This is a genomic window from Sulfurivirga caldicuralii (assembly GCF_900141795.1).
GTDB lineage: Bacteria > Pseudomonadota > Gammaproteobacteria > Thiomicrospirales > Thiomicrospiraceae > Sulfurivirga > Sulfurivirga caldicuralii.
Map to the genome: position 1 here is coordinate 305,994 of NZ_FSRE01000003.1, position 17,081 is coordinate 323,074.

Genomic DNA, 17,081 nt, shown 5'->3' on the forward strand with positions numbered 1-17,081 from the left:
TTTATGACTGGAGTGTTTGCGTGCGCATCTTGTCCATCCACCCCGCTTCAGGCCTCCGCCTTGTCCTGTTTTTGGCCGGTCTGCTTCTCGCCAGCGCCTTTCCCGCTGTCTATGCCGCCGGGACCCTGCAGGCACAGCTGGATCAGCTTGCCCGCAAGATTCAGACGGCGCAGCAGGCGCTGAACAACGCCACGGACGCCGCGGCCAAATCACAATCCGCCCTGTTGGCGCAGGCGCAGGCGCACCCCAAGGTCCTGCGCAACCCCCGTCCGTCCGCCGGGTTCAGCGGCTTTGGCGACAACACCCTCAATCTGGTGCTCCGAGCCTACATCGACAACATCGACGACCTCTTCACCATTCGCTCGGAGCTGAATCAGTCCATCAACGACCGCTTCAAAAAGGCGAGCATCGTCATCGCCTTCCCGCAGCGGGATGTGCACCTGGATGTCGTCAAGCCCATCGAAGTGGTGCTGCGCCGCAATCACGGCGAGGGGGAACCCCCGTCCGCGTGCCAACGCCACCCCAACCGCAAAACTGAGGAGACTCCATGGATCTGTTGCAAGCCGCCATCCTGGGCCTGATCGAGGGCCTGACCGAATATCTGCCCATTTCCTCCACCGGGCATCTCATCATTGTGGCCGACTGGCTCGGCCTGCCGCAGAACGCCGAAAACAAGGCGTTCGAAGTCATTATCCAGCTGGGCGCCATTCTTGCGGTCATTACCCACTACCGCGACAAGTTCTCTGTCGAGCACCTGCCACTGTGGTTCAAGGTGGCGGTGTCCTTTGTGCCCATCGGCGCGCTGGGGCTGCTGTTTCACCATCAGATCAAGGCGCTGTTCACGGTGGAAGTGGTGGCGTGGATGTTCATTATTGGCGGCATCGTGTTTCTCATTATGGAAGCGCTCTATAATGAAGGCACCCACCGCACCCGCGACATCGAAAAGGTCTCCCTGCGCCAGGCGCTGTGGATCGGCGTGTTTCAGGCCTTTGCACTGATCCCGGGCACGAGCCGGGCCGGTGCATCCATTGTGGGCGGCGTGGTGGCCGGGCTGGACCGCAAGACGGCGGCGGAGTTTTCTTTCCTGCTGGCCCTGCCGGTTCTGGCTGGCGCTTGCGGCTTTGATCTGGTGAAGCATTACGATGACTTTGCCACCACCGGCTGGGCACCGCTGGCGGTGGGCTTTGCCGTGGCCTTTATCACCGCCTGGCTCACCATGAAGCTGTTTCTGGAATTTCTGCAACGCTTTACCTTCCGCGCCTTCGGCTGGTACCGTATCGCCTTTGGAGTCCTGCTGCTGTGGCTGTACTGAACCTCTATAGCGCCGAACAGGCCCGCACCATCGACCGCATCGCCATCGAACAGGCGGGCGTGCCCGGCATTCTGCTGATGAAACGGGCCGCCTTCAGCGCCTTTCAACACCTGCGTGCCCACTGGCCTCAGGCGCAGCGCATCGCCGTGGTCTGCGGTGTAGGCAATAATGGCGGCGACGGCTTTGCGCTGGCGCAATACGCCACTCTTGCCGGCCTGCAGGTGGATGTGCTGCAGGTGGGCCCCACCCATAAAATCCGTGGCGATGCGCTCACCATGCTGCACGAAATGGCCGATCTGGGCCTGAGCGGTCTGCCGTTTGACACCAATACCCTCGCCGAGGCGGATGTCATTGTGGACGCCCTGCTGGGCACCGGGCTGGATCGCCCGGTTGAAGGCGCCTACCGCGACTCCATTGAGGCCATCAACGCCAGCGGCAGACCGGTGCTGGCGCTGGACATTCCTTCCGGTCTTTCCGCCGACACCGGCCAGGTATTGGGCAGCGCCGTCAAGGCCCATCTGACCACCACCTTCATCGTGCCCAAGGTGGGCCTCTATATGGAGCAGGGACGGGAATGCGCCGGAAAAATCGTTTGCGAAAATTTAGGCGTCCCCCTTCATACCCTTGCCATGCAAACGCCAGTGGCACGCGGTCTTCGCTGGCAGGATTGCGTTTTACCGCCTCGTCCGGCCCATGCCCACAAGGGCCGCTGCGGCACCGCCCTGCTCATCGGCGGCGACGCACTGGCGGGCGCCATTGCACTGACGGCGGAAGCCGCCCTGCACGCCGGTGCAGGACTCACGCAGGTGGTGACCCGAGCCGAACACCGCACTGCCCTGCTGTGCCGCAATCCGGCGCTCATGGTGTACGACACCCTGTCGCCAGACCGTATAGAAGCGGCAAGCGCCATTGGCATCGGCCCCGGACTGGGACAAAACGACTGGGGACGACAGTTGCTGCGCCAGATTTTGCATCGCGACACGCCGCGGGTACTGGACGCCGACGCTCTCAACTTGCTGGCACAGACAGCCATGCGGGCCGACAACTGGATTCTCACCCCACACCCCGGGGAAGCGGCGCGCCTGCTCGGCTGCAGCGTGGCCGAGGTGCAGGCCGACCGCATTCAGGCAGTGCGCAAACTGCAGCAGCGTTATGGTGGCGTGATCGTGCTCAAGGGCGCCGGCACCCTGATTGATGATGGCGAACATGTTGATCTGTGTCTGCACGGCAATGCCGGCATGGCCACCGGCGGCATGGGGGATGTACTCACCGGCATCCTCACCGCCCTGATTGCCCAAGGGCTGCCGCTGCCCGAGGCCGCCCGCAGCGGTGTCTGCCTGCACGCTGCGGCGGCTGATCTGGCTGCGGCTCAGCACGGCACGCGCGGGCTTGATCCCACACAGCTGCTCGCCCCGATGCAGCATCTGTTAAATTAGCTCCATGAAACGGGAAACAGCCTACTTCGCTGCAGGGTGCTTCTGGGGCGTGCAGGCGCGCCTCGATGCCCTGCCGGGCGTGGTGGAAACGCAAGTCGGCTATATGGGCGGGCACCTGCCCAATCCGGACTACCGCAGCGTGTGCAGCGGCGCCACCGGCCATGCGGAAACGGTCAAGGCGGTGTTCGACCCGGAGCAGATCGCCTATGTGGATCTGCTGGACGCCTTCTTTCAGCTGCACGACCCCACCCAGCTGAACCGACAGGGTCCCGACATCGGCACCCAGTACCGCAGCGCCATTTTTCCCGTCAATGACCGCCAGCGCGCCGAAGCGGAAGCGGGTATTCAGCGCTGGCAGGGGCATTTCCCTCGCCCCATCGTCACCACCATTGAAACCGCCGACACCTTCTGGCCGGCGGAAGACTACCACCAGCACTATCTCAAGCGCCGTGGCGGCCACTGCCACCTGTAAATTTCCACACATACTCTAATAAAAAATTTATTAATACCTGCAGTTCAATAATTTCTATTTAATAAATTTTGTTGATACCTCTATTATCTACACTGAAACCCTGACTTTTTTTAATGCGGGCAATAAGGAGTCATTATCATGGAACTGATCAGCCTCTATCCCACCTGGTATGATCCGGCCATGGGATCCGGCTACTGGATTGCGCTCATCGCGACGATCCACGTGCTCTTTTCCCATACCTCGGTCGGGGCGGCGATCTTCTTCGCCTATCTGGTAAACAAGGCGTATCGCGAAGATCGGCCGGAGCTGCTGGAATTCGTCAAGAAATACGGTATTTTCCTGCTCATTTTCTCCTATGTAATGGGCTCCATCACCGGGCCGGGTATCTGGTACTCCACCACGGTCGGCTCGCCGAAGGGGATCTCCGCCCTGATTCACTCCTTCGTATGGAAATGGGCAACCGAATGGGTCTTCTTCGTCATTGAGGTAGTGGGCGTCTATCTGGTGATATACCTGGTCGGCAAGGTGGACAAGCGGACACACACCTATATTGCATTCATCTTCGCCGCGGCATCATATGCCACCATGATGCTGATCCTGGGTATCCTCTCCTTCATGATGTGGCCTGGCTCACCAGAGTGGTTCGAGAAAGGCGGCACCTTGTATTCCTTCTTTGGCCAGAACACCTTTGCCCAATTGATGATCCGCACCGGTTTTGCCATGGCGGTCACTGCAGTAGTGGGCAGCATCATTGCATCCGCCTTCAAGGATGACGCGCTCAAGGATGAAGTGCTGCGCAAGCTGGCCGGCTTCGGGCTGCTGGGCGTCAGCATTATGATCGGTACCTACTTCTGGTACGTGCAGACCGTTCCCGCCAATGCACTGGAAGTGATGCATAACCGCATGCCGAGCTGGTTCGCGCCGGCCATCATCGCCACTTTCGGACTGATGCTGCTCTACTTCATCGTCGCCCTGTTCAACACTCGGCTGCTGACGCCGGTAATTGCCGGGGCGATGGTGGTGGTGATTACCGTGCTGGGTCTGTTCCCGGAAGAGATTACCCGCGAGTCCATGCGCAAGCCTTATGTGGCCGGGCAGTATGTCTACTCCAACCAGATCATCGCTCGCGACGTTCCGGGCATGGGCATCAAGGCGGAACTGCCCAAGGTAGAGAAATATGGCATTCTGAAGGTTCACCCTTTCCTGCCGGATAATCTGCGCACCGTGACAGCCGAGAACAAGCTGGCCGTGGGCAAGCAGATCGCCGTGGTGATGTGTTCCAACTGCCACCAGGTCACCAAAACGGAAGGCATCCGCCCGCTGACCGACTACTTTGGGGGTGAAACCAATGTGGATCGCATCAAGCGTTATCTGAAGGGCACCGTGGTGGCCGGCAACATCATGTACATGCCGCGCATTCCGCTGAAGGAGGCCGAACTGGACGCACTGGCCACCTATATCGCCCATCTCAATGGCGATAACGCCAAAACGCTTGCAGCGAAATAAGGAGGAACCAAACAATGGATATGAATCCAGCTGCAGTTCATGACATGCTGTATGCCCTGCGGGATCCTGCAGGCCTGCCCTTCTTCCCGTGGGCATTCTGGGGCGTAGGCATTCTCACCTTCGCCATGCACTTCTTTGCCGTGGCCGTGATGATCGGCGGTGCAGGCGTGGCCCTCTACGGCGTGCGCCAGGACAACCCCTACTGGCGCAAGCTGGGCTACGCCATGGCCGACGTGAGCAAGATCGCCGTGTCCGTCGCCATCGTGCTGGGCGTGGCGCCCCTGCTGGCCGTGCAGGTGTATTACGACCCCATGTGGTACACCTCCAACGTGCTCAGCGCCTACTGGGTCATTACCTTCGTGCTGGCGCTGATCGTGGCCTACTCACTGCACTATGTGTTCTATTTCCGCAACAAGAAGCGCGAGGGCACGCCCAAGTCGCTGTGGTCACTGGGCGGTGCGCTGCTGGGCTACCTGCTGGTGGGCTTCATCATGCACAGCCTGGGTTATCAGACCCTGAGCCCGGAAAAGTGGCTGCAGTGGTATGCCCCCAATGGCGTGGTGGACAACAGTGGCACCAAGCTGCATGACTTCAACGTGATCCGCTATGTGTTCTTTATCCTGCTGAGCGTACCGGTGATCGGCACCTACCTGATGGCTTATGCCACTTACTGGTCCACCCGCAAGGATCAGGATGCGGCCTACCTTGAGTTCGCCTTTACCCTGGGTCGCAAGCTGGCCATGGTGGGGGCAGCGATTACCACAACACTGGCCATCGTCTATCTGGCCACATTGCCCGAGAAACTGCATGCGTTCCAGACCTCCCTCTGGGCTGCGCTGTGGGTCATCGGCGCCCTGCTGCCTGCGCTAGTGGCCTGGCGTGCCGGCAAGGCCGGGTATCGCTGCGGCTACCGCCCGTTTATCGTGGCCTTTGTGGGCATGCTGCTGATTGCCATCGCCCGGGAAATGCTGCGCTATTATGCGGTTATCCCCTACTACAACTTCATGGACTACAAGGTGAATCTGGACTGGTTCACCACGGATGTGTTCCTGTTCACCTTCCTGGTACTCGGCTTCTCCACTCTGGGTTATCTGCTGACCGTGGTATGGAAAGCCGGCAAGACCGAAGGCGTGTACGAAGCCTCGCCCATCATGCATGTATGGGCTCGCTTCAACATTGGTCTGATGGTCTTCTGGACCGCAGTCTATTTCCTGCTGATGACCATTCGCAGCTTCTGAGGGAGGGACGAACATGAAACGGATACTGCTTTTGAACCTGTTGCTGACGATCGGCCTGAACGCGTGGGCCGAGTCCGATATCTTTATTCCACCCGAGCGTTATGCCAAGGACCCGGCCGTGAGCGGCCGGGTGCTGGGGGACAACTGCTCCGCCTGTCACGGTACCCGTGGCGCCGTGTTTGACGAAAGTATGCCGCCACTGGCCGGCATGGATCGGGACACCTTTATCAAGCTGATGAAGGATTTCAAGAACGAGGTGCGTCCCACCATCGTCATGAACGACGTCGCCAAGGCCTACACGGACGAAGAGATCGAACGGATGGCGGATTATTTCTCCAGCATTCCCGCCTTGCCCTGGAAAAAACAAACGCTGCATTAATGGGAGGAACCCATCATGTTATTGACTCGCAGAGACCTGATTAAGCTGTTTGGCGCCTCGGCGGCCACAGCCGCGCTGGGTGTCAGCCCCAAAGCCTTTTCTGCGTCGGCACCCCACCTGGTGATCGTGGGCGGCGGCGTGGGTGGCACGGCCACCGCCAAATACATGCGCATGCTGGACCCCAGCATTCGCATCACACTCATTGAGCCCAACAGGGAATACGTCTTCTGTCCGGGCAGCAACGAGGTGCTGAACGATGAGGTCACCCTAGCGGAACAGACTGTCACCTATGACAGCATCCGCAACCGCTATGGCGTCAATGTGGTGCTGGACAAGGCCACCGCCATCGACTACGACAAGAAGACCGTGCGCACCGCCAAGGGCGAGCGCATCGCTTACGACTGGCTGGTGGTCTCTCCCGGTCCGGATTTCGTCTTCGATGCGGTAGAAGGCTACAGCCGTGAACTGGCAGAAGGCGACTTCCCGCACGCCTGGAAAGCTGGCCCACAGACCCTGAAGCTGAAAAAGCTGTATCAGGGCATGCGCACCGGCGGCGTGGTGGTGATTTCCGCCCCGCCCATGCCTTACCGCTGCCCACCAGCACCCTATGAGCGCGCCAGCTTCATGGCGGAGTGGCTGAAGGAACACAACCCCACTGCGAAGATCCTCATTCTGGACAGCAAACCGGATTTCATCTTCCAGCCCCACTATGAAACCTACTGGAAAGAAAAATTCGGCTATGGCACCGACAACGCCATGATCGAGTGGGTCGGGGAACACAATGGCGGCAAGGTGGTCAGCCTCGACCCGAATACCCGCAGCGTCAAAACCGCGGATGGCGAAACCATCAAGGCCGATGTCATCAATATCATCCCGGTGCACAAGGCCGGCAAGTTCGCCTTTGATACCGGCCTGACCATGGGCAAGCAGTGGGTACCGATCAATCCGTTCGACTTCCGCTCCAAAGTGGACAAGAACGTGTTTGTCATCGGCGATACCACCGAAGCAGATCCGATGGTAAAAACCGGCTACCTGGCCTCCAACCAGGCCAAGTGGGTGGCACAGGTGATCCTTGCCGAAATGACCGGCAAGGATCCCGGCTATCCACTGTGGACCAACAACTGTGTGGCCATGGCCGGCGAAGATTTCGGCATGACCATTACTGACACCTTCCGTTACCACGACGGCAAGATTGAGCTGCAGGAGACTATCCAGTCGCCCGTCAACCTCAATCCGCACCTGAACGCTGAACGGGTTGCCATCGCGCGCAACTGGCAGCGTACATTCCGTCGCGACATTTTTGAATAAGGGAGGTGACCGATGAACAAGCGACTTCTGCTTTTACTGGCCTTTGCCAGCCCCCTGTGGGCCGGCGAGCCTCAAAATACAGCCCCGGAATGGACGGCTGAAGCCTGGCATGAAACCCTGCGCAACATGCCCTATGGCAATGCAGCGCGAGGGGCACAGCTGGCCAAGGAAGGCTACTGCTACACCTGCCATGGCGATCGCGGCTATGCACCGTCACGCAACGCGCCTTCCCTGGCCGGTCAGAACCAGGCCTACCTCTACAAGACCATGCTGGACTTTGCCAGCAAGCGCTGGTGGGCTGACCACAAGGATGACGTGATGCACAATGCAGCCATCACTTTCACCAAGCAGGACTATGCCGACATGGCCGCCTACTATGCACAGCAGCCCAAGCCGTTTTTCAAGCGGGTGGAAAAGCCCAATCACGTGGCGGATCAACTGGCTCGCCGCGGCGACCACACCCGCCTGCTGACACCCTGCAGCTCCTGCCACGGGGTGCGCGGTGAGGGCGGCGTGAATGAAACGCCCATGATCAGCGGCCAGAGTGCCTTCTACATCAAGCGTCAGCTGGAAATGTACAAGTCCGGCAAGCGTCGCAACGATGTGGAAGAAGGCATGCGCTTTGTCGCCGAGCAGCTCACCGACGAGGAGATCGAGGCGCTGGCGCAGTACTACGGCAACGGACAGAAATAACCTGTCCTTCTGCCTGCCAACAAAAAGCCCCGCGCTGCGGGGCTTTTTTATACCGATATTGTCTGCCTGTCAGAACTCGCGCCGCAAAAGCTGCGCCAGCACCCAGCCATCACGCTTGTCCAGCTGATGGCCTGCCGACACCGGAATGGTCATGGCGCGCCCACTCAGTGCGGGCACCCGTCGCAGATCCTGATACTTGGGCGGCACCATCATCCCCACCCAGTCATCCATGCGTCGCCCACCCCATTTGCGCATATGCACGAGACTGATGTATTTCACCCCTTCCGGATGGCGCATGTAAGCCATGCGGTGGATGGTGTTGCCGCGCTTGTCGGAGGCCAGCTCCCACAGCAGGTAGCGGGCGGCGTAGAGCCGCTCGGACTTGTCGTCCATCTCCTTGAGCATGCGCCCCATGGGAGAACGCAACATCTGCCAGCCCAGTTTTGCCCACGGCGTGCCCAGATTGGGCGACGCAATGGTAATCACGCCCGCCACCGGTACACGCCATTTTTCCGGTGCCAGCGAATAGAGCCGCGCCACGATACCGCCGCTGGAGTGGCCGACGAGAATCACAGGCTCCTTGCGCAGCGCATAAATGCGCCGCAACACCTGATCCAGATAGCGCGCCTGCGCTTCCAACGGCAGCCACCAGGGCATGCGCACGGTATAAACCACATCCGGTGCCTTCTGCGCCGCCCAATTGGGCAGCATTGGCAACATGCCGCCATCTGCCCAGCCACTGGCCAGCAGCGGCTGAATGACCTTGTGCTTGTACCACGCATCCGGATTGCTCACCATGCCGTAAATCAGCACCGCCGTGCGCGCCCACGCACTGCCCGCAAGCAGCGAAACCAGCAGAATAACCAGCAGCGTTGCACGTTTCATCACCCCCCTCCTCTGGTGGGGCATCCCGCACAATCTATCCCGAATGGTCGCAATGGGACGGGTTTGGCGCGGATGCCATTGATATGATTGTAAAAAGGCCTATTTTTTGAGGCAAATGCTTGAGTTTTCGCTTATATAAGTGCCCCGCTGCGAGGATGTGAAAAAAATCGATTTCAAAAAGTCGGGGACCCCCCCTTACTCATCGGGAAAATCCCATTAGAATGCTTTCACCCAATACAAATGTGAACCATTATCATGAGTAAGCACTCCCTTTCCTATTTCTTTCTGATCTGGCTAGTCACAGTTAGCGCAACTGCTGCTGCACCCGCCGAAGTCAGCGGTAATCTGATGTGGACGCATCAGCGTTCCGATCTGGGAGCCGTTAAACCGGAAAACACCCTCTCCGGCGATTTCCTCGCCGAAGGACACTGGAAACAAATTGGCTGGCTGGTGCACCTGGAAGGCAACAACACCCCAGACGCACGCGGCCCCAGTGCACTGGGTGCCCAGGCAGCAGCCGGTGTCGCCACCGACAAGGACGGCGAGGGCCGCATCCAGCTTTCCGAAGCCTTTGCCAGCTTCGGCATGTTAAACGGCCAACTCCACATTGGGCTGATCGATCTGGCCGGTTTTGCCGATACCTCTGACGTCGCCAATGACGAAACCACCCAGTTCCTCAATGCCGATCTGGTAAACAACAGCACCATTTCATTTCCGGATCACGACCTGGGCCTTGCCTGGACATCAGCGCGCCTCAATATTCTCTTGGCAAAAAACACTGGCCTTGCTGATAACGGCAGCGACTATCACCGTCTCTTTTCTCTCACCAACCATCGCACTGGCATTTTTACCTTAGCTGAAACCCACTGGCTGAATGAATCCCTGCATATCGGCGCATGGTATAGAGAAGGTGCAGAGGACGAAAAAGACAGCTGGGGAACCTATCTCACCACCGATCAATCACTGGGCGGGCTGGACTGGAACCTGCGCCTGGGGTGGGCCGATGACACGGCCCAGGATGCGGCACGCTTCGCCAGCCTCGCTGCGCAAAAAAGCTGGAACCGCTGGACCCTTGGCCTTGGTCATGCCACCACACTGGGCAGCGGCCCGCTCAATGCGCCAGATCGCCATATGAGCGAAGGCTATCTGCGCTACCGTATCAATGCCCACTGGGATATCAGCGCCGATGTGCAATTTATCCGCCAACAGACGGATACATGGGTCTATGGTGCCCGGGCACTGTGGCACTTTTAAGACGGGAGATCGTGCCTGAGCGATTGCGGATGCGAAGTTGAAATCAAGGACGCCAGCCAGAAGAAAACCCTCCACTGGCTGTTGGGCATCAATGCCACCCTGTTCCTGCTGGAGATTATCGTCGGCTGGCTGGCCCAGTCCACAGCGCTCATCGCCGACTCGCTGGATACGCGCTGGCCGGATCTGATCATTGGACTCATTATCGCCGCCGTGGTCCTGCGCGGTGCCCGGCGCATTCTGGACGATGCGCGCAAGGAAGAAGCCATACTTTCCGGAGGCTGCAACGACAGCTGTAGCAGCAGACACAACAGCCAGAAAGGCGAAGCGGAAACCCCCAGCAGCGGTGGCGATGCCTGCACCACGACATGTTCGGCGGGACGTGAATAAATGAAAAGGCGTGCAGCCTGACGCGGCAGCACGCACGGTTGATTCCAGTCTTCAGGAAGACCGCAAGGGAATCAGACGACTTGCCAGCGCCACCGCCACGATACACCAGACGATCAGTGGCGCTGCAGGCAGGTCATACAGGCTGGAGAGCACCAGCCCCAAGGCATAGGCCATCACAGCGATGGCATAGCCCATGCCTGCCGCTCGCCACCCATGCAGATGGCGCACGGCAATCGCCGGCACAATCAGTGTCGCAAACACCAGATAGACCCCCAGCAACTGCACGGAAGCAGTCACCGCCAGTGCGAAGGCAATATAGAATGCCGCCCGCCCCAGCCAGCGCTGTGCGAACAGCAGCAGGCCCACAGCAACTGTCACACCAGCCAGCGGTATTAACTGATCCCACAGGGTCCACAGGATCTGCCCGCTGAGCAGGTCCCGCATGTGTTCACCCCCATGGGGGTTATTGGCCAGCAATAGCAGGCTGGCTGTCGATGCCAGCACAAAGGTGACACCGATCAGCGCTTCCTGAATAGCTGGCCAGTAGCGCTCACACAGCAGCAGCCATCCCGCACCGATCAGGGCGGCTGCACCTGCCGCAGCCTGCGCCTGAAAAGGTTGGTCCCAGTGCAACAGCTGCGCCATCAGATAGCCCAGCGCGGCAATCTGCGCCACGGCCAGATCCATGAAGATCACGCCGCGAGCGAGCACTTCCCGCCCCAGGGGCACATGGGTCAGCGCCACCAGCGCACCCGCCACAAAGGGCGGGAGCAACAGTCCCCAATCGAACATTATGGTGTACCCACACCGGCGGCCTTGCGCAGGCGCGCCAGGGTGTCGTCAAACAGGGTAAACAGGTCCTTAGCTTGCGGTGTACCGCCCACGGTAAACGGCAGCACGACAGCCGGTGTGCCGGTTTTGGCCGACAGCCACTCGGACGGTTTCGGATCCTGGTAGGGGGCACGGATAATCGCCCTGGCCGGCTTCACCTTCAGCAGCGCAACCAGTTTCTGCAGGTGTGCACTGGACGGCGGAATGCCTGGCTTGGGCTCAAGCGTGGCAACCTCATTGAGCTGCAGCCAGTGAACAAGATAAGTCCAGCCCTTGTGATGGGTGACGATCGGCATGCCCTTCAGCGGCGCACCCAGGGCATTCCAGTGCTGCATGGCCTGCTGCCAACGGGTGGAGAAGGCCGCCCAGCGGACACGGTAATGGGCCGCGTGCTCGGGATCTATCTCCATCAAGCGTTGTGCCAGCGCCTGACCCACACGATAGATATTGCGTGGGTCCGTCTGAATGTGCGGATTGCCCTGTGGATGCACATCCCCTTCTGAGCGATCCAGCCGCTGCGGCCGTTCAAGCAGTGGCACATGGGCCGCGGCTTCGAAATAGCCGGGCTGTCCCGGCAGCACTTTCGGGTTGGCACCGCGACGCAACAGGACAGGCAGCCAGCCCACTTCCAAGTCCGCACCTGTGCATACCACCATGTCTGCACGATGTATTTTGGCGATCAGGCTGGGGCGCGCCTGAATGTGGTGCGGGTCCTGCAATGCGCTGGTAGCGACAAACACCTCTGCTGCATCGCCCGCCAGCTCACGCGTCAGCGCGCCCCATTCCGGTTCGCAAGCGAACACATTCAACTTGGCGTAAGCAGGCGCCTGAACCACCAACCAGGCCAATACAACCAATACAAACTTTTTCATGACCTTCACTCCTCAATAGCTGTGCGCGCCATGGGCACCCAGGCTCATGGTGTATTGCAGATACACCTGATCATCCGCCTTCCCACTGGATTCGTCGCGGTTGAACTGCAGGCGCACGCGGCTGAACTCGCTGTTGCTGTAATCCAGCATCACGCTGCTGCGACGGGGTGTTTTACCTTCCGCATCCAGCGCCGTTCCCTGCAATGCTGTCGGCACCTTATCCGGCGTCAACTCATCGTAGCGGGCGCCGACACGCCAGCGCGGCATGAACTGATAGACGGCCTGCGCATACCAGCCCTTGCGGTGCAGATCGACCTTGCCCAGGCCATCATAGGTGCCCTTTTCGTTGTCCCAGAAATACTCCGCCTGCAGCTTTAAGTTGCGCACGGTGGTATTGCCATTGGGCGCCCACTTCCACACAAAATCCACTACATTGACGCTGTTTTCGCCGGTAAAGATCAGATCATCCGTTTCGCGTTCCTTGGCGTCCCCATGAAGATGACCAAGTCCCAGCTGCCAGCTGGAACTCAGGCCCACATCACCGCCCAGCTTGGCAAACAGGGTATAGGTGCCCTGCCCGTCGTGGGCTGCTCCGGCGACGGGATAGCTGTCGCCGCGGAACACTTCGCCGCCGATCAGCAGATAGGTGTCGGTGGGTGCCAGCCAGGTCAGCTGTACCCCATCATCCGCATACTGGCCCGCGAAGAAGGCGCGATAAACCAGCGGCTCATCCACGAAGTCCCACACATGGCTGTGCTGGCTGTTGAGATAGCCGATGCCCGACTTGAAACGACCGAACTTGCCGGTCAACCCTGCCGGCAATGCCAGGGTCTGAATATAGGCCTCTTCCAACTCCACCTCGTTTTCCGGCGTCAGCGCAGCAGTAAGCTGACCGTAGAACCAGTTATCCACCGTAGCGGACAAGGTCAGCTCAGATTCACCCAACGAAAAACCCCGGCTGCCAGGGCCCACTTCTTCATCCCCCAGCACAAACCCCGCCAGGCGATAGTCTTCCGGATCCTTGCTCAGATTGGCATAGGTGCCTGTCAGAACGGCACTGATGGCCGGATTGAAACCGTTCGCTCGCGTAGTATCTCCAGCGGGTGCAGGCGTCACAGGTGCGGCAGCCACAGCAGCCTTGGATTGGGCGGCCGCCTGCTTTTTCAATGTTTCAATCTGCTGCTGCATGGCCTGCAGCTGCGCTTGATAAGTCTGCTGCAACTGCTTGAGCTGGGCTTCCAGCTGCTGCAGGCGCTGCTGTTCAGTCGTGTCAGCTGCATGGGCACTGGTGGCCAAGGCCAATGCCACAGCCAGATAATGTTTTTTAAACATGGGATAACTCCTGTTCTGTTTTTATTAATTCAAGTCAATGCACACTACAAACCCTTGAACAGGAAAAAAACCTGATTCGATAGGCTTGCATTGTTTAAGGATCAAAATTGGGAAAGCGATTTAAAACAGAACAGGCGGTGCGCGGGGGTTGCCGTCAAAGCGAAAAAAATGTGAAAACAGCGGAAAGAAAAGCGGGGGATTCAGCCGCTGCCATGACAGGCTGACAAGCGTCCAATGAAAGGCAAGCGCCTCGGATGAGGCGTGCAGGGTATTAGCGAATTGAGCAATGAGGCAGTGATCGTCGCCATCCAAGCCGAGATGCACTTCATCGTGCACCACCACGATGGACTGGGCCAGCACGACAGCCAATGCCAGCAGTGCGGCCAGCCATGGTGCCTGTATTCCGTGCTTCATCCCAACTCGCTTCGCTCAATCTCGACCGCGGGATTATAACCACAGCCCCCGGAGACAGGAAGACGGCAGACGCAAGATACCTGCCCCACGCCATGCCCATATGGCTTGCGCCCAACCGCAAGGATTCAGGCGCCGCTGCTATCCCGTGGTGGAGGTGAGCGCCAGCGGCGCCAGCAGCAGCCAGGCGGCCATGCCCAGCGTGACATAGGGCTTTTCCAGCACCTGTGCGGGCAATTCATTGAGCAGAGATTCAGTTCAAACGCCAGCAGGTGCAGCGTGGCGTAGAAAAAGGCCAGCAGCCGCGCCGCCTCTTTTTGGGTCAGCCGTTTCTCGGTCCATCCCGTATAGGCTTCTTCGAATCGCATTTTCCGGATCTCCTGTAGCAGTTCTATCCGTCTCATAGCTCACCTCCTTGGTGATCATGAAACCGGACAAATCACGTGCTACAAGTCCGGACAGTTTATTTGCTCCCAACATATAAGTGATTGTCAGTAAAGGTTTTTTAGAGAAAAACCATGCTGGATAACTTGTAAATCAACGATGATTGATAAAAATGGCTGAGGGTACTCCGCTGGCGCGATTGGGTTTGGCACCCACATGAACCTGTTCAAAACCCTGCCGCTGCCAGAACCGCTGCAAGCACGCTTCTGCGGCACAGCTGACGGAAACAAAATCCACCGGCGCCAGCAATACCGCCTGCACCAGCTGGCTGCCAATGCCCTGCCCCTGTAGCGCAGGATGTACGGCGATGCGGGTAATGCGCAGGCTGCGCTGGCGCAGCCAAAGCGAATCATCACGGAGCTGCGCCAGCCGCTGCGCCACCAGATGGCCGCGCACATGCCCTTCCACTGCATCCAGTCCGCCCTCCTCCAATGCCCATACGGCACCCACCACCTGACTCGCTCGCCACGCCAACCATACATGCTGCCCCGGCGCGTCCAGCAGCTGCAGGAGATCACGCGGGCGCGTCTGATAATGGGCCGTGCGCAACAGCGCCCAGAGGTGCGGCAACAGACGCATGTCATCCCGATTCCAGGGCACAATGCTGACCCCATCGCCGCACGGCGCCTCTGGGAGTTCGGCATGCAGCAGAAGGGTCTGATCGAGTATCCGCTCCAGCGCATCATCGGCTGACCAGCGGGTAGGCGTATTCAATTCAAACGTGCGCAGCACGCGCCCTGCGGGAATGTGCTGATTCAGTTTGAGACGCAGCCCCTGCCCTGCGCCTTCATAGCCCTCGTCCGTGCTGGCCATGATAATGGGTGCAGGCGTCAACAGCAGCCGCGCCAGCACCGGCAGGGTCAGCCGCGCCGCCTCATCAATCAGCAGCAGATCACACGATGGGGATGTAGCCAGAAAGGTATCCGGCGCCATGATTTTCAATTCTGGAAGGGGGGTCCCCGACTTTTTCAACGGCACATTTTTCGCGGTTGCGCCAGTGCCTGCCTGCCAGGCGTTTCGGGCGGTTTTTTGCCATCCCAGTGCCTGCAGGCGGTTAAGAAAGGTGCGCAGCGCCGCGGGATGATTGCTGAGTAGGATCGTTCGGGCGGGCCGGGCAGCCTGCACCAGCTCGGCCAGTAGCGTGCTTTTGCCGCGACCACGGCGCCCGCGGATCAGCCAGATATCCGAGTCATTGAGGGTATGCAGCGCAGCCAGCACCTGCTGCTGATCATAGGTCAGCCCTTCAGGTCGTGGTTGAGGGGTACAGGTGGGTAGAGAAGGTAGTTCAGATAGTGAGCCCCGATAATGTTGCCACGGCTGGCCAAGCCAGGCGGCCAGGCGACTTTTGATCGGCAGCCGCTGGCCGGCACTCAGCCAGCGTTGCAGGGCCTGGTTGGATTGCTGCGACCAGTTCGGCGGCGTGAGCAACAGGCACACACCGCCGGCCTGTAGCGTAGCGCTCAGGGCCAGCAACATGTCCGGGTCAAAGCCGCTGAAGCCATCAACGATCAGCCCCTGCCATTCGCTACCCAGATAATGCTGCGCCTGATTGGGATACACCTGCACCACACCGTCTGGCACATGCAGGGGGGATACCCCGCCGCTGTCGAGCCAGAGCCACTGCGCTGGCTCAGTAAGCGCATCGATCGCAGCTTGCAAAGCGCCCGGCTCATCGGCCAGCCACAACAGGCTGCGTTGACGACCGGCATGCAGGCGTTTCCTTGCCTGCTGCAGCCAGGCGTTCAGACTCATTCAAGCCGTCCGTACGGCCCCAGAATGGTATTGATACGTGCCGGATCGGGCCGCCAGCTGTCGGGGGCATCCTGCGGATCGCCATCGCTGAGCCGTCCGGCACAGGTAAGGCGCAGCACATTCGGTTGCCGGGGACTGTGCAGGTAAAGATGCACGGCATCCATGGTCTGAGGCCGCTCCTGCCCTCCAAGCGCCAGCGCCACGCCGCCCTTCCACAGTGCGGCCAGCTGCACACCCGGACGCACCGCCACCTCCATTTCATCCAGCTGAACGCGGGTGATGGCAAAGGTATCGGGCTGGACGGTTGTGGCCGTTTCCTTCAGGGTGCGCACTTCCAACGCACACCATGGTGCATACCAGTCCACCGCCATATAGGGCTTGGCGACACCCTGCTGAAAGAAGGTGCGTGTCGTGCCGGCAGCAATGGCCACAGGCTTCTCAAGCATGAAATGCTTGATGCCCGCATAGGGACGGGGGGACGTGCTCTGGCACCCCGCCAGTATCAGCGCGGCTAGAAAAAGGGTTAACAAGCGCATAATGCATGACTCCGTTTGTGACAACTTTCATCA

18 protein-coding genes are annotated in these 17,081 nt (G+C 59.5%); 11 read left to right on the forward strand and 7 right to left on the reverse strand.

Translation table 11 applies throughout. The features are described 5' to 3' along the window. The first annotated feature begins 20 nt into the window (after positions 1 to 20). The 9 genes from BUQ81_RS07320 to BUQ81_RS07360 all read left to right on the forward strand — a co-directional run bounded on the left by BUQ81_RS07320 (position 21) and on the right by BUQ81_RS07360 (position 8,344). Positions 21 to 581, forward strand: a complete 561-nt coding sequence (locus tag BUQ81_RS07320) for a mechanosensitive ion channel domain-containing protein (protein ID WP_074201723.1) — start codon at positions 21 to 23, stop codon at positions 579 to 581. Then, entirely contained in the window at positions 548 to 1,312 is a 765-nt protein-coding gene (locus tag BUQ81_RS07325; RefSeq protein WP_074201724.1) for an undecaprenyl-diphosphate phosphatase, read from the forward strand. Before BUQ81_RS07320 ends, BUQ81_RS07325 begins: the two co-directional genes overlap by 34 nt. Next, positions 1,300 to 2,748 (forward strand): NAD(P)H-hydrate dehydratase, encoded by a 1,449-nt coding sequence (locus BUQ81_RS07330; RefSeq protein ID WP_234947397.1) that lies wholly within the window; start codon positions 1,300 to 1,302, stop codon positions 2,746 to 2,748. Before BUQ81_RS07325 ends, BUQ81_RS07330 begins: the two co-directional genes overlap by 13 nt. Before the next feature lie 4 nt (positions 2,749 to 2,752). After that, positions 2,753 to 3,220: a peptide-methionine (S)-S-oxide reductase MsrA gene (gene msrA / locus BUQ81_RS07335; protein ID WP_074201726.1), complete on the forward strand. Its 468-nt coding sequence runs from the start codon at positions 2,753 to 2,755 to the stop codon at positions 3,218 to 3,220. A gap of 138 nt (positions 3,221 to 3,358) precedes the next feature. After that, a complete protein-coding gene (locus BUQ81_RS07340; protein ID WP_074201727.1) occupies positions 3,359 to 4,726 on the forward strand; it encodes a c-type cytochrome in 1,368 nt (455 codons plus the stop codon). A gap of 14 nt (positions 4,727 to 4,740) precedes the next feature. Then, complete coding sequence (locus BUQ81_RS07345) at positions 4,741 to 5,964, forward strand: hypothetical protein (RefSeq protein ID WP_074201728.1); 1,224 nt, start codon at positions 4,741 to 4,743, stop codon at positions 5,962 to 5,964. Between the two features lie 13 nt (positions 5,965 to 5,977). Continuing rightward, entirely contained in the window at positions 5,978 to 6,343 is a 366-nt protein-coding gene (locus BUQ81_RS07350; protein ID WP_074201729.1) for a c-type cytochrome, read from the forward strand. Between the two features lie 15 nt (positions 6,344 to 6,358). Beyond that, positions 6,359 to 7,651 carry an FAD-dependent oxidoreductase gene (locus tag BUQ81_RS07355; RefSeq protein WP_084188301.1) on the forward strand — a complete coding sequence of 431 codons (1,293 nt, stop codon included), beginning with the start codon at positions 6,359 to 6,361 and terminating at the stop codon, positions 7,649 to 7,651. Between the two features lie 12 nt (positions 7,652 to 7,663). Continuing rightward, positions 7,664 to 8,344: a c-type cytochrome gene (locus tag BUQ81_RS07360; protein ID WP_074201730.1), complete on the forward strand. Its 681-nt coding sequence runs from the start codon at positions 7,664 to 7,666 to the stop codon at positions 8,342 to 8,344. Between the two features lie 69 nt (positions 8,345 to 8,413). Here BUQ81_RS07360 and BUQ81_RS07365 read toward each other — a convergent pair whose 3' ends face one another. Next, positions 8,414 to 9,229 carry an esterase/lipase family protein gene (locus BUQ81_RS07365; protein WP_074201731.1) on the reverse strand — a complete coding sequence of 272 codons (816 nt, stop codon included), beginning with the start codon at positions 9,227 to 9,229 and terminating at the stop codon, positions 8,414 to 8,416. A 255-nt stretch (positions 9,230 to 9,484) separates the two neighbouring features. Here BUQ81_RS07365 and BUQ81_RS07370 point away from each other — a divergent pair, with 255 nt between their 5' ends. Both BUQ81_RS07370 and BUQ81_RS09015 read left to right on the forward strand, forming a co-directional pair. Beyond that, the gene (locus BUQ81_RS07370; RefSeq protein WP_143598478.1) at positions 9,485 to 10,483 is read left to right on the forward strand and encodes a hypothetical protein; all 999 of its coding nucleotides are present in this window, start codon (positions 9,485 to 9,487) and stop codon (positions 10,481 to 10,483) included. A gap of 81 nt (positions 10,484 to 10,564) precedes the next feature. Next, complete coding sequence (locus BUQ81_RS09015) at positions 10,565 to 10,870, forward strand: hypothetical protein (RefSeq protein WP_074201733.1); 306 nt, start codon at positions 10,565 to 10,567, stop codon at positions 10,868 to 10,870. Between the two features lie 51 nt (positions 10,871 to 10,921). On the opposite strand, the gene BUQ81_RS07380 is transcribed toward BUQ81_RS09015, so the two are convergent. From BUQ81_RS07380 to BUQ81_RS07405, 6 genes are all read right to left on the reverse strand, one after another. After that, a complete protein-coding gene (locus tag BUQ81_RS07380) occupies positions 10,922 to 11,662 on the reverse strand; it encodes a metal ABC transporter permease (RefSeq protein ID WP_074201734.1) in 741 nt (246 codons plus the stop codon). Next, positions 11,662 to 12,573, reverse strand: coding sequence for a metal ABC transporter substrate-binding protein (locus tag BUQ81_RS07385; RefSeq protein ID WP_074201735.1), 912 nt, complete (start codon positions 12,571 to 12,573; stop codon positions 11,662 to 11,664). Before BUQ81_RS07385 ends, BUQ81_RS07380 begins: the two co-directional genes overlap by 1 nt. A gap of 12 nt (positions 12,574 to 12,585) precedes the next feature. After that, positions 12,586 to 13,905 (reverse strand): porin, encoded by a 1,320-nt coding sequence (locus BUQ81_RS07390; protein WP_074201736.1) that lies wholly within the window; start codon positions 13,903 to 13,905, stop codon positions 12,586 to 12,588. A gap of 120 nt (positions 13,906 to 14,025) precedes the next feature. Continuing rightward, positions 14,026 to 14,319, reverse strand: coding sequence for a hypothetical protein (locus tag BUQ81_RS07395; protein WP_074201737.1), 294 nt, complete (start codon positions 14,317 to 14,319; stop codon positions 14,026 to 14,028). Positions 14,320 to 14,853: 534 nt separating this feature from the next. Beyond that, positions 14,854 to 16,512, reverse strand: a complete 1,659-nt coding sequence (locus tag BUQ81_RS07400) for a GNAT family N-acetyltransferase (RefSeq protein WP_074201738.1) — start codon at positions 16,510 to 16,512, stop codon at positions 14,854 to 14,856. Continuing rightward, positions 16,509 to 17,048, reverse strand: a complete 540-nt coding sequence (locus tag BUQ81_RS07405; protein WP_074201739.1) for a hypothetical protein — start codon at positions 17,046 to 17,048, stop codon at positions 16,509 to 16,511. Before BUQ81_RS07405 ends, BUQ81_RS07400 begins: the two co-directional genes overlap by 4 nt. Between the last annotated feature and the right edge of the window lie 33 nt (positions 17,049 to 17,081).